The sequence below is a fragment of the Escherichia sp. MOD1-EC6021 genome, from assembly GCF_002965245.1.
Classification (GTDB): domain Bacteria; phylum Pseudomonadota; class Gammaproteobacteria; order Enterobacterales; family Enterobacteriaceae; genus Escherichia; species Escherichia coli_F.
Genome location: NZ_PTRU01000003.1, coordinates 52,801 through 65,624, shown reverse-complemented (window position 1 = coordinate 65,624; position 12,824 = coordinate 52,801). Strand labels below are relative to the sequence as shown.

The 12,824-nt window shown below is 51.5% G+C and carries 10 protein-coding genes; 3 read left to right on the top strand and 7 right to left on the bottom strand.

The window, feature by feature from the left end:
• Positions 1 to 4: 4 nt before the first annotated feature.
• From BEB54_RS04675 to iaaA, 6 genes are all read right to left on the bottom strand, one after another.
• Positions 5 to 2,353: a sensor domain-containing phosphodiesterase gene (locus tag BEB54_RS04675; protein ID WP_105277135.1), complete on the bottom strand. Its 2,349-nt coding sequence runs from the start codon at positions 2,351 to 2,353 to the stop codon at positions 5 to 7.
• A gap of 177 nt (positions 2,354 to 2,530) precedes the next feature.
• Positions 2,531 to 3,442 (bottom strand): glutathione ABC transporter permease GsiD, encoded by a 912-nt coding sequence (gsiD, locus tag BEB54_RS04670; RefSeq protein WP_001218007.1) that lies wholly within the window; start codon positions 3,440 to 3,442, stop codon positions 2,531 to 2,533.
• A gap of 2 nt (positions 3,443 to 3,444) precedes the next feature.
• Positions 3,445 to 4,365 carry a glutathione ABC transporter permease GsiC gene (gsiC, locus tag BEB54_RS04665; protein WP_105277054.1) on the bottom strand — a complete coding sequence of 307 codons (921 nt, stop codon included), beginning with the start codon at positions 4,363 to 4,365 and terminating at the stop codon, positions 3,445 to 3,447.
• Between the two features lie 17 nt (positions 4,366 to 4,382).
• Complete coding sequence (gsiB, locus tag BEB54_RS04660; protein ID WP_105277053.1) at positions 4,383 to 5,921, bottom strand: glutathione ABC transporter substrate-binding protein GsiB; 1,539 nt, start codon at positions 5,919 to 5,921, stop codon at positions 4,383 to 4,385.
• Between the two features lie 19 nt (positions 5,922 to 5,940).
• Positions 5,941 to 7,812: a glutathione ABC transporter ATP-binding protein GsiA gene (gsiA, locus tag BEB54_RS04655; RefSeq protein WP_105277052.1), complete on the bottom strand. Its 1,872-nt coding sequence runs from the start codon at positions 7,810 to 7,812 to the stop codon at positions 5,941 to 5,943.
• A complete protein-coding gene (iaaA, locus tag BEB54_RS04650; RefSeq protein WP_105277051.1) occupies positions 7,799 to 8,764 on the bottom strand; it encodes a beta-aspartyl-peptidase in 966 nt (321 codons plus the stop codon). Before iaaA ends, gsiA begins: the two co-directional genes overlap by 14 nt.
• A 203-nt stretch (positions 8,765 to 8,967) precedes the next feature.
• Here iaaA and moeA point away from each other — a divergent pair, with 203 nt between their 5' ends.
• Together moeA and moeB are read left to right on the top strand one after the other, a co-directional pair.
• Entirely contained in the window at positions 8,968 to 10,203 is a 1,236-nt protein-coding gene (gene moeA / locus BEB54_RS04645) for a molybdopterin molybdotransferase MoeA (protein WP_032183813.1), read from the top strand.
• On the top strand, positions 10,203 to 10,952 hold the full coding sequence (gene moeB, locus BEB54_RS04640) for a molybdopterin-synthase adenylyltransferase MoeB (protein ID WP_032183812.1): 750 nt from the start codon (positions 10,203 to 10,205) through the stop codon (positions 10,950 to 10,952). Before moeA ends, moeB begins: the two co-directional genes overlap by 1 nt.
• Before the next feature lie 178 nt (positions 10,953 to 11,130).
• Here moeB and fsa read toward each other — a convergent pair whose 3' ends face one another.
• Positions 11,131 to 11,793, bottom strand: a complete 663-nt coding sequence (gene fsa / locus BEB54_RS04635; protein WP_032183811.1) for a fructose-6-phosphate aldolase — start codon at positions 11,791 to 11,793, stop codon at positions 11,131 to 11,133.
• Between the two features lie 129 nt (positions 11,794 to 11,922).
• Here fsa and BEB54_RS04630 point away from each other — a divergent pair, with 129 nt between their 5' ends.
• A complete protein-coding gene (locus BEB54_RS04630) occupies positions 11,923 to 12,822 on the top strand; it encodes a glycyl-radical enzyme activating protein (RefSeq protein ID WP_001353332.1) in 900 nt (299 codons plus the stop codon).
• Positions 12,823 to 12,824 lie beyond the last annotated feature (2 nt).

The following is a 12,824-nucleotide window of genomic DNA, read 5'->3' as shown; positions in this document are numbered from 1 at the left end:
TAAACTACTCTTTTACTAATTTTCCACTTTTATCCCAGGCGGAGAACGGCATGGGTTTCTGGTACAGATACCCCTGAGCCTGAACACATCCTAATTTGATTAATTCGCGCGCAACGTCTTCGCTCTCTACGCCTTCCGCAATCACCGGGATCCGGTTATAGCGTGCCAGATCGAAAATAATGCGCACAATTTTTCCCGCAGTACCGAAAATATCGCCGGTAAATTGTGAGTCCACTTTTATGCTATCTGGATTAATTTCATAAAAACGTTTCAGGTTTGACAAACCGGTGCCAAAGTCATCAATCGACATCCGTACCCCTTGTTTACGCAGTTGTTCAATATTGAGATAAAAATGTTCATTAATTCGCTCGATCACAGTTTCAGTGATCTCAACACAGAGGCTGTTCGCCTTCAGGCCATTTTCTTTCATGATGGTGGTAAAACGCTCATGAAAGTGTGGTTCGTTTAACTGCCAGGGCGAAACATTAATATGCAGTAAGAAACCGTCCTTCAGCGACGCACGCTGACTAAAATGTCTAAATTCACCCATTGCCGTTTTAATAATCTGATAACCCAGCTCATTGATAAACCCGATATCTTCAGCAATGGTAATGAACTTCAGCGGTGAAATGATCCCCCGCTCCGCAGACACCCAACGGCACAACGCCTCCGCGCCCAGAATGGCGCGGGTGTTAATATCAACGATCGGTTGATAGACCAGGAATAGTTCGCCAATTTCCATTGCATGGCGAATATTACGCGCAATCCAAATATTCTCTTCTATTTCGTTGAGTTTCGCGTCATCACAGAAAATAAACTCTGAGAACATATGGTCACGGATGCTGGAAATCGCCAGTTTCAGTTTTTCTGCGTAACTCCAGGCGTTTTCTCCCTGCAAAGGTTCACAAATAGCAGACTTATGGATGCGCAGATTGCGGTAGCCAAAGCTGCTGTCAAAATCGTTTATCGTCGCTATCTTACGGGTAAACGTCTGGACATTTTCCCGGCACAGGAGTAAATAAAGATCGGCATTGAATGTCACGATATCGCAGCATTGTGCATATTTCTCGGCAATTCGCTGACACAGTTTTCTGACGATTTTATTACGCTCATCGACACCAAACACCGCTTCAACGGCTTCCAGGCCACACAGTTTGATGATCCCCACAGCCAGATACTGATTATTGTTGGACTCAATAATCGCCATATTTTTAATAAAACCGCTTTCTTGATCGTAAGAGATCAGCGAGAGCAATTTATTCGAACGTTCAATTTCGGCATCTTTCATTTCCGCGATCGAATTTTTGATGCTGATAATCTCTTTCGCATCGCCTTCGCGAATTTTCAGAGCCTCGATTTGATCCGTTGAGTCGGGCAAAAATGCCAGCGTATTAACCAGCTCGGTCATTTCAGAAAATTGCCGACGGAACACACGAGTGGTCATTAAATAAACCACCAGCAATACGATAATAATGAAAGCAAACGGCAGATAAAAAAGTTTATCTGATGCGTTCAATAAATTACCGCCAGGATAATAAAAATAGATTTCGAATAATGCGTTGTTTGGCACCGCTGATGTTTTTTCGATATATTCAGTATCGACAGAATCAATAATATTATAATTGCCTTCGCTATTATAAATAATCAGTTTTTCACGAGCGAGTTGATTCTTGGCAATGATCTCATGGCCTTGTTTCAAAAATAGAACTTCATCATTAGCGCTGATTTGATCAAGATACTCGTTCAGATATCGCCAGTTTAAATCGACATGAATTTTATCCACCACTAACAAATCGTGATCTTTGCCGTTGATGCGTAGCGTAAAAGAGATACATTTTTTACCCGGACGATCAAAGCAATTGTATGCCGGATTCCAGCTGTTGTTAGAGTCATCTGAAGCCACAGACCACGGTCGTTTCGATGGGTTAAAATCGGCAAAAATAACCCGCCCTGACTCGTCGACAAGCGGTCCATTTAATTGTTCCTGATGATAAACAACGATTTTATCATTTGCCCTCCGCGAAAAGAGATAATATTTATTATCATCAAGTACCAGTCCCACCGAGTCTAAAAATGGCATCATTTCCATTTTAAGGATCACAGCGCGTTGAATCTCCTCTGTATTTTTTAATAAATACAGTGAGTCCTTTAATGTCAGGGCCGAACGTTCAATATCTTTAAAGAAATAGCCAACGTTTTTCTGAATAAGTTCAAAGCGGCTATCGGCACGTTTTACCGCGCGTTCCGATACCAGTTGATAGTTAATGATGAAAAAAAGGCCAATAAATGACAGTGCTGCCAATAAAAATAAAATTATCAGCCTTATCTTTATCTTTTCGTATAAACTCAGCATGTTAATACATTTAACAAAATAACTGTCTGAACGCTGTGCCGCTGCAAAAACAGTCCCTTGCTGCGGCTTTTTAACCAAATTACCCGATTCTACAAAATCAGCAGAAAGTTACAACACTTGCTTAGGGCAATAATTTCCTGTGAGGTGATTACCCTTTCAAGCAATATTCAAACGTAACTATCCTTTAATTTTCGGATCCAGCGCATCGCGTAAACCATCCCCCAGCAAATTGAACGCCAGTACAGTCAGAAAAATAGCCAGGGCCGGAAAAACAGCGACATGCGGCGCGATAACCATATCCGCTCGAGCCTCATTGAGCATCGCTCCCCACTCTGGTGTCGGCGGCTGCGCGCCGAGGCCGAGAAACGACAGGCTGGCCGCAGAGATAATCGAGGTGCCAATGCGCATGGTGAAAAACACCACGATAGAAGAGACGGTCCCAGGCAGAATATGACGCAATAAAATGGTCATATCGCTGGCACCAATACTGCGTGCTGACTCAATAAAGGTTTGCTGTTTCAACACCAGCGTATTGCCGCGCACCAGTCGGGCAAACGCGGGGATGGAAAAAATGGCAACGGCGATAATCACGTTAGCGATGCCGCTTCCCAACACCGCAACAACAGCGATCGCCAGTAAAATACCCGGGAAGGCAAACAGCACATCGCAAATGCGCATGATCAGCCGATCCCACCAGCCTTCATAATATCCCGCCAGCAAGCCCAGCAACGTCCCGATCGCCGCACCGATAAACACGGCAAACACGCCCGCCGCCAGCGAGATTTGCGCACCAACCAGGACACGGCTGAAAATGTCGCGTCCCAGTGAATCGACGCCAAACCAGTGCTGCAAAGAAGGTCCGTTATTCAGATTGTCATAATCGAAAAAATTTTCGGCGTCATAGGGGGCGATCCAGCGTGCAAAAATGGCCACCACAATCAATAAAATGACGAATAATGCGGCGGCCATCGCCATATGCTGATGGCGAAATCGTCGCCAGAATTCATGCCACGGTGTACGTACCTGGTCAGGTTTAACCAATGGCATGGCGTTTAACACCGCCTGACGTCGCCAGTTAAATATTCGCATCCTTACTTGTACCTGATAGCCGGGTTAATGGCGGCATAAAGCACATCCACCACTAAGTTGATAAGAATAAATTCCAGCGAGAAAAGCAGAATTTCCGCCTGAATCACCGGGTAATCGCGCATTTCTACGGAGTCGACGAGTAAGCGTCCAAGTCCGGGCCAGTTGAAGACTTTCTCCACCACAATGGAACCACCGAGTAAAAAGCCAAACTGTAAGCCCATCATGGTCACTACCGGGATCATCGCATTGCGTAACCCGTGTTTGAGGATGACCCAGGTTTCGCTCACCCCTTTCGCCCTCGCGGTACGCATATAATCTTCGCTTAAAACGTCGACAAACGATGCGCGGGTAAAGCGCGCCATCACGGCTGCCACTGCCGCGCCGAGCGTCAGGGAGGGTAAAATGTAGTGCTGCCAACTGTCTGCACCAACGGTGGGTAACCAGCCAAGTTCAACTGAGAAAACCTGAATCAACAGTATTCCTAACGCAAATGCCGGGAATGAAATCCCTGATACCGCGATAGTCATACTTAATCGATCCGGCCAACGGTTACGCCAGACGGCGGCGATAATTCCCGCCGCCATACCAAATATCACTGCCCAGACCATACTGGTTATGGTCAGCCACAGCGTTGGCATAAAGCGGCTGGCAATCTCATTGGCAACGGGACGACGCGACACCATCGACAGGCCAAAATCCCCCTGCACAGCATTGCTGATATAGTGCCAGAACTGGTGATACATCGGCTGATCCAACCCCAGCTGCTGACGCACCAGTTCTATAACCTGCGCATCAGCTTCGGGCCCGGCAATCAATCGCGCCGGATCGCCGGGCAGCATATGGACAAATAAAAACACCAGCACCGAGACGATAAACAGCGTCGGAATCAACCCCAGTAAGCGTTTGATAACGTAATTAAGCATTCCACTCCCTGCGTTGCTTATTGCAAATCCGCGTCTTCAAAGCTGAAACCGGTGTCTGGCATGATCCAAAAACCGGTCAGGTTTTTACTGTGTGCCGACACCAGTTTTTCTACCACCAGCGGGATCCACGGCGACTCTTGCCAGATGATATCCTGCACCGCCTTATATAAACGGGTCTTTTCTGCCGGATCGTTGGTTTTCAGCGCCTGGGCAAGCTCGTCATCCACCTGCTTATTGCTGTAAAACGCAGTATTAAACAGCGTCGGCGGCCAGTTCTGCGAGGCGAACAGTGGCGATAGCGCCCAGTCAGCTTCACCAGTCGAGGCCGACCAGCCAGTGTAGAACATTCTCACGCCGCTCTCTTTTTGCCCTTTACCTTCAACTTCTGCCGCCCGCTGCCCGGCATCCATCGCAGTCACCTGGGCTTTAATCCCGACCTGCGCTAACTGCTGCTGGGTAAATTGCAGCACTTTCTGCGCGGTGCTGTGGTTATGTGACGACCACAGCGTGGTGCTGAAACCGTTGGGATATCCCGCCTCTTTCAGTAATTCGCGCGCTTTCACTGGATCGTAAGGCCACGGTTTATAACTTTGCGCGTAGGCGATACTCGGCGGTACCACACCAGTAGCTGGCGTTGCATAGCCCGCGAAGGCTACTTTCACCAGCGCCGGGCGGTTAATGGCGTAATTCAGCGCCTCACGGACCTTCGGGTTATCGAACGGCTTTTGCGTCACGTTCATACTGATATAACGCTGCATAATTGACGGACTGGCCATCAACTCGATATTTTTGTTTTTCTCCAGCAGTGCGGCCTGCTCGTAGGGAATGGGGAAAGCAAACTGCGCTTCACCGGTTTGCAGCATTGCCGCGCGGGTGTTGTTATCCGCCACCGGACGCCAGGTTATGCTGTCCAGTTTGGGCAATCCTGGCTGCCAGTAACCCGCGAATTTTTTCACTTTCACAAAATCGGTCTGATTCCAGGTATCCAGTTCATACGGCCCGGTTCCCACCGGATGAAAACCAATATCCTTGCCATATTTTTCCAGCGCTGCCGGTGAAATCATCGCGGTCGCCGGATGGGCAAGAATATTAATAAACGCTGAAAACGGCTGTTTGAGGGTAATCTTTACCGTTGTCGGATCGATCGCTTCCGTTTTGGCAATATTCTTATACAGGTTATAGCGTTTAAGATGATTCGCCGGATCGCTGGCCCGGTCCAGATTCGCTTTTACCGCTGCTGCGTTGAAATCGGTGCCATCCTGGAATTTAATTCCTTCCCGCAGTTTCACGGTGTAAGTAAGGCCGTCATCGGAAACGGTATAACTCTCCGCCAGCACGTTTTTCAGTTTCATCTCTTTATCGAGACCGAACAGCCCCTGGTAAAACGATTTCGCTACGGCCTGAGATAACGTGTCATTCGCGTCATATGGATCGAGCGTGGTGAAGTTCGATCCTACCGCCACCACCACATCTTTGGCAGCGAATGCACAAGATGCCATCAACGCTGTCGCAATGCCCAGCGCCACTAACCCACTACGGTGTACAGCTCTTGCCATTTTATTCTCCGCCTGAATGTTATCTACGCATGAATGCGTATTCTGATTGTGGTTGTGCGACGTAATGCCCCGGCCCGACGCATTGCAACGAGACGGCTGCAACCTCTTCGCCACGCAGATGAATATTGCTGGGAAGATCGTCCGACAGCAGTACACGCTGCGGTCGTTGTCGGGACGGTTCAGCGACCGGAACTGCCGCCAGTAATTTACGCGTATAAGGATGCTGCGGGTTTTCAAAGACCGCGCGCCGTGGACCAATTTCAACAATTTGTCCGAGATACATCACCGCCACACGATGACTAATCCGCTCTACCACGGCCATATCGTGGGAGATAAACAGATACGCAATGCCGAAATCACGCTGGAGATCGAGCAACAAGTTGATAATCTGCCCGCGAATAGATACATCCAGCGCCGAGACGGCTTCGTCGGCAATGATCACTTTTGGATTCAATGCCAACGCGCGAGCAATGCAGATGCGCTGGCGCTGACCGCCGGAAAACTCATGCGGGTAACGCCAGGCATGTTCAGGTAACAGGCCCACGCGCTCCAGCAACCACGCAACGCGTGCAGCCGCTTCTTTACCTGGCAATAAACCGTGTACGCGCAGCGGTTCGATAATCGAATCACCGATGGTCTGACGTGGGTCCAGCGAAGCGTAAGGGTCCTGAAAAATAAACTGAATATCGCGACGCAATGCCTGAAGTTTGCCGGGTGACAAAGTATCGATTCGCTGACCGTTAAAGATAATTTCGCCGCCCTGCGATTCGACCAGGCGCAGCAACGCCCGCCCGGTAGTGGATTTACCGCTGCCAGACTCACCCACCAGCGATAGCGTTTCGCCAGGCCAGAGATCAAAACTGACTTTCTCAACGGCATGCACTTCCCGCGTTACGCGATTCAACAAACCACTGCGCAAAGGGAAACGGGTGACCAGATTACGCACCCGTAAAACAGGTTCGCCATCCACCACCGTTTTCTGCTCGATGGGTGGCTCCTGTTTCGCTGGATGTTCAAGCGATATCAATGGGAAACGTCGTGGATAATCTAACCCTTTCATCGCACCAAGTTGCGGAACAGCAGCTAACAGCGCACGGGTATAAGGATGTTGCGGTGCATTAAAAATCTGTTCGACGCTACCCGTTTCCACCGCCTCGCCCTGATACATCACCAGTACCCGATCGGCAATCTCTGCCACCACACCCATATCGTGAGTGATAAAGATAACGCCCATCGACATCTCTTTTTGCAATACTTTGATTAATTGCAGGATCTGCGCCTGAATAGTGACATCCAGCGCGGTGGTTGGCTCATCGGCAATCAGCACCGCCGGGCGGCATGACAGTGCCATCGCAATCATCACTCGCTGGCGCATCCCGCCAGAGAGTTGATGCGGATAACGTGAAAGAATGGTTTGTGCCTCCGGAATGCGTACCTGATCCAGCATCCGCTTCGCCTCGACCATTGCTTCTTCACGACTGGCGTTTTGATGCAGACGAATTGATTCGGCAATCTGTTCACCCACGGTAAATACCGGGTTCAGCGATGTCATCGGCTCCTGAAATATCATCGCCATATCCGCACCGCGCACATGGCGCATTTGTGCAGCGCTCTGTTCGCTAAGTTCAATCACCTCACGACTGCGCCGCCGCAACAGCATTTGATCGCACTGCACTAAACCACCGGCCTGTTCCAACAGGCGCATCAATGCCAGCGCAGTCACTGACTTACCGGAGCCGGATTCGCCAACAATTGCCAGCGTCTCACCACGTTGTAGGCTAAAAGAGAGATTGCGGACCGCAGCTATTTTCTGCTGGTCCTGCCTAAAGGCAATATTCAGATTTTCAACCGCCAGCACATCACCGGCATCAAGTTCATCACTGTGTGGCAACGGTGTCCCCTTTTTCACGGTAGATACCGGTGGTTGGCGTATCGCCTGCGTAGCCCCAGGCGCGATACATTCCTTCGGTGTTAAACGGTAGCGCGACGTTACCTTCATGGTCGATAGCGATTAAGCCACCGCTACCGCCAAGCGCAGGGAGTTTTTCCATTACTACCCGCTCGCAGGCTTCCGCGAGACTTAATCCGCCGTAATCCATTAACGCGGCGATGTCATATGCCGCCAGCGCGCGGATGAAGACTTCGCCCGTGCCGGTACAAGAAACCGCCACACTGGCGTTATTGGCGTAGCATCCGGCGCCCACTAAGGGACTATCGCCAACTCGTCCGGGTAATTTATTGGTCATTCCGCCCGTGGACGTGGCTGCCGCCAGATTGCCGTTTAAATCCAACGCCACGGCCCCCACGGTGCCCATTTTCTGTTTTTCATCCAGTGGCGCACCGCTATGGTCGAGGACCATTGCCCCTTCCTCGCGCGCTGCCAGGAGTTGTTCATAGCGCAAAGGCGTGGAGAAAATCTCCGGCGAGACGCGCTCCATGCCATGAGCAAATGCAAAATTTTCTGCCCCTTCGCCAATCATCATCACATGCGGGCTTTGCTCCATCACCAGCCGGGCGGCAAGAACCGGATTACGCAGATGCCTAACGCCCGCCACCGCACCGGCTTTCAGGGTGTTACCATCCATCACACAGGCGTCCAGTTCATGGGTTTCATCACGCGTAAAGACAGCGCCAATTCCGGCGTTAAACAGTGGACACTCTTCCAGCAGACGCACCGCTTCCGTCACCACATCCAGCGCACTTTCGCCCGCTTCCAGCATTTTCTGCCCGGTTTCAACAATGGCAGACAGCGCCTCGATGTAGCGTAATTCCTGTTGCAGACTCATCTGCGCGCGGCTAATTGCACCTGCGCCACCATGAATTGCAATGACTGCTTTGCCCATAGTATTCGTCCATTAAGGGTGGCTCGCCACTTTTGCTATAAATATCAGAATTTTTATGAATTACTCATTCAATTTTTGAATATAGAAAGATGGATATGGCATGTAAAGGCAGGAGCCAGCGCTACGCCCGAGGTGGCATACAGTCTGTGGCGTTTTTCTGACATAATAGGCAAATTCGATTTTGCCTCCGCAGGAGTGTTTTCATGGAATTTACCACCGGATTGATGTCGCTCGACACCGCGCTTAATGAGATGCTTTCTCGCGTTACCCCACTGACCGCCCAGGAAACGCTGCCACTGGTACAGTGTTTTGGTCGTATTCTGGCGAGCGATGTCGTTTCGCCACTGGATGTCCCGGGGTTTGATAACTCCGCTATGGACGGCTACGCGGTGCGTTTAGCCGATATTGCCTCCGGGCAACCGCTGCCCGTTGCCGGTAAATCCTTTGCCGGTCAGCCGTACCATGGTGAATGGCCTGCGGGTACCTGCATTCGTATTATGACCGGTGCGCCGGTGCCGGAAGGCTGCGAAGCGGTGGTGATGCAGGAACAGACCGAACAGACTGACGCTGGCGTGCGTTTTACCGCTGAAGTGCGTAGCGGACAAAATATTCGCCGTCGCGGTGAAGATATTTCTGCGGGTGCGGTTGTTTTTCCAGTAGGTACTCGCCTGACTACCGCAGAGCTGCCAGTAATTGCTTCACTGGGGATTGCCGACGTTCCGGTGATTCGTAAAGTGCGTGTAGCGCTGTTTTCTACCGGTGATGAACTCCAGTTGCCAGGCCAGCCGCTGGGCGACGGCCAAATCTACGATACCAACCGTCTCGCCGTACACCTGATGTTAGAACAGCTGGGATGCGAGGTAATCAACTTAGGGATTATCCGCGACGATCCCCATGCCCTGCGCGCCGCTTTTATTGAAGCCGATAGCCAGGCAGATGTGGTGATCAGTTCCGGCGGTGTTTCAGTGGGTGAAGCGGATTACACCAAAACCATTCTTGAAGAGCTGGGGGAGATCGCCTTCTGGAAGCTGGCGATTAAACCAGGTAAACCGTTCGCGTTCGGTAAACTCAGCAATAGCTGGTTCTGCGGCCTGCCGGGCAACCCGGTTTCAGCAACGCTGACCTTCTATCAACTGGTACAGCCTTTGCTGGCAAAATTGAGCGGCAACACCGCCAGCGGCCTGCCCGCGCGCCAGCGTGTGCGCACGGCATCGCCTCTGAAGAAATCGCCAGGACGCCTTGATTTCCAGCGCGGCGTGCTGCAACGCAACGCCGATGGCGAACTGGAAGTGACGACCACCGGACATCAGGGTTCACATATATTTAGCTCCTTTAGCCTCGGCAACTGCTTTATCGTACTGGAGCGCGAGCGCGGCAATGTGGAAGTGGGCGAATGGGTGGAAGTAGAACCGTTTAACGCGTTGTTCGGAGGCCTGTAATGGCGGAACTCAGCGATCAGGAGATGCTGCGCTACAACCGGCAAATCATTCTGCGCGGTTTTGATTTTGACGGTCAGGAGGCGCTAAAAGATTCTCGCGTGCTGATCGTCGGCCTCGGTGGACTCGGCTGTGCAGCTTCGCAGTATCTGGCAAGCGCCGGTGTCGGTAACCTGACGCTGCTCGACTTCGACACGGTTTCGCTTTCAAATCTGCAACGCCAGACACTGCATAGTGATGCCACGGTCGGGCAACCGAAGGTGGAATCCGCCCGTGACGCCCTGACGCGGATCAACCCGCATATTGCGATTACGCCAGTCAATGCACTGCTAGATGACGCAGAACTTGCAGCATTGATTGCTGAACACGATCTGGTGCTCGACTGTACGGATAACGTTGCGGTACGCAATCAACTGAACGCTGGCTGTTTTGCCGCAAAGGTGCCGCTGGTTTCCGGGGCGGCAATTCGTATGGAAGGGCAAATCACGGTCTTCACTTATCAGGACGGCGAACCGTGCTACCGCTGCCTTAGCCGTTTGTTTGGCGAGAACGCGCTAACCTGCGTAGAAGCAGGCGTGATGGCACCGTTGATCGGGGTGATTGGTTCGTTGCAGGCAATGGAGGCGATCAAACTGCTGGCAGGTTATGGCAAACCTGCCAGCGGCAAAATCATCATGTACGATGCGATGACTTGCCAGTTTCGCGAAATGAAACTGATGCGTAATCCGGGGTGCGAGGTGTGCGGGCAGTAATTGCCAGCCCCAGGCCTGATAAGTCGCGGCAAGCGTCGCATCAGGCATTTGCTCCAGACGCCAGATGCGGCGTGAACGCCTTATCTGGCCTACGGTTCGGGCGCAGATTTCCAGGCGCGGCAAGCGTTGGTGCACTCCACCATGTCATCAGCAATTGATGAGGATGCAGAACGTCCGGTTAAATCGACGTTCTGCCAAAAGCCCCCTGCCAGTCCTGCTCAAACTTCGCCACGGCGGCATCAACTGCCGGATAGCTAATCATCTGCTGCGCCACATCCAGTGGCAGAGTAATTGATTCACATCCTGCCAGTAAGCAGTCCAGCGCCTGACGCGGGGTTTTGAAACTTGCGGCTAACACTTTCGCCTGCGGCGCATGCATTTTCAATAACTGGTGCAAATCGGTCACAGTTTGAATACCGCTACCGCCCTGAGCATCAATTCGGTTGACGTAAGGCGCAACGTACTCCGCACCTGCCAGCGCCGACAGCAGCCCTTGTGCCGCGCCATATACCGCGGTTCCCAGCGTCGGAATCCCTTCCGCTTTTAACATTTTAATGGCTGACAGGCCCTCAGCGGTCACCGGGATTTTCACCACGATATCCGCAATGATAGAACGCAGTTTACGTGCATCATTCACCATCCCTTCGGCAGTGGTAGCCATTACCTGGGCAAACAGACGCCCCTGACCGCCCATCGCTTCGTGAAGCTCCGGAAGTACCACCTCCAGCGGTTTTTTACCCGCGGCGATAATACTTGGGTTAGTGGTCACACCCGCCAGCGGAAAAATACGTGACAGCGCCTTCACCGCAACAACGTCTGAAGTATCCAGATACAGTTCCATACCATCCTCAAAATGTACTTTTTGTCTGAATGTAGACTATCACGGGAAAACTCTCTGAACAGTTGACGCACATCAATCAAACTTTCATTCGAAAGTTTTTTAATGTTTGAACGAAACAGAGAGGCAACTATGATTTTCAATATTCAGCGCTACTCGACCCATGACGGCCCCGGTATCCGCACGGTCGTTTTTCTTAAAGGCTGTTCACTGGGCTGCCGCTGGTGTCAGAACCCGGAAAGCCGCGCCCGCACGCAGGATCTGCTGTATGACGCACGTCTGTGCCTGGAAGGCTGCGAGCTGTGCGCTAAGGCCGCGCCGGAAGCGATTGAGCGCGCGCTGAATGGTTTGCTTATTCATCGGGAAAAGTTAACCCCGGAGCATCTGACGGCGTTAACCGACTGCTGCCCGACACAGGCGTTAACCGTGTGTGGTGAAGTGAAAAGCGTTGAGGAGATCATGGCGACCGTTCTGCGCGACAAACCGTTTTACGATCGCAGCGGCGGCGGCTTAACGCTTTCCGGTGGTGAGCCGTTTATGCAGCCGGAAATGGCGATGGGGCTACTGCAAACCAGCCACGAAGCCGGTATTCATACTGCGGTAGAAACCTGTCTGCATGTGCCGTGGAAATACATCGCCCCTTCTCTGCCGTATATCGATCTGTTTCTTGCCGATTTAAAACACGTTGCCGACGTGCCGTTTAAACAGTGGACCGACGGTAACGCCGCCAGAGTGCTGGATAACCTGAAAAAACTCGCAGCGGCGGGGAAAAAAATCATCATCCGCGTGCCGTTGATTCAGGGCTTTAATGCCGATGAAACCTCTGTGAAAGCCATTACCGATTTTGCCGCCGACGAGCTGCACGTCGGCGAAATTCATTTCCTGCCCTACCACACGCTGGGCATCAACAAATATCACTTACTTAATCTGCCCTATGACGCCCCGGAAAAACCGCTTGATGCGCCAGAACTGCTCGACTTTGCCCTGCAGTATGCCTGCCAGAAAGGGTTAACCGCGACCTTACGAGGATAACA

Bases quoted from the DNA above. Each gene is read 5' to 3' on its own strand.
- BEB54_RS04675 (WP_105277135.1), bottom strand. From the start codon at position 2,353: ATGCTGAGTTTATACGAAAAGATAAAGATAAGGCTGATAATTTTATTT.
- gsiD (WP_001218007.1), bottom strand. From the start codon at position 3,442: ATGCGAATATTTAACTGGCGACGTCAGGCGGTGTTAAACGCCATGCCA.
- gsiC (WP_105277054.1), bottom strand. From the start codon at position 4,365: ATGCTTAATTACGTTATCAAACGCTTACTGGGGTTGATTCCGACGCTG.
- gsiB (WP_105277053.1), bottom strand. From the start codon at position 5,921: ATGGCAAGAGCTGTACACCGTAGTGGGTTAGTGGCGCTGGGCATTGCG.
- iaaA (WP_105277051.1), bottom strand. From the start codon at position 8,764: ATGGGCAAAGCAGTCATTGCAATTCATGGTGGCGCAGGTGCAATTAGC.
- moeA (WP_032183813.1), top strand. From the start codon at position 8,968: ATGGAATTTACCACCGGATTGATGTCGCTCGACACCGCGCTTAATGAG.
- moeB (WP_032183812.1), top strand. From the start codon at position 10,203: ATGGCGGAACTCAGCGATCAGGAGATGCTGCGCTACAACCGGCAAATC.
- fsa (WP_032183811.1), bottom strand. From the start codon at position 11,793: ATGGAACTGTATCTGGATACTTCAGACGTTGTTGCGGTGAAGGCGCTG.
- BEB54_RS04630 (WP_001353332.1), top strand. From the start codon at position 11,923: ATGATTTTCAATATTCAGCGCTACTCGACCCATGACGGCCCCGGTATC.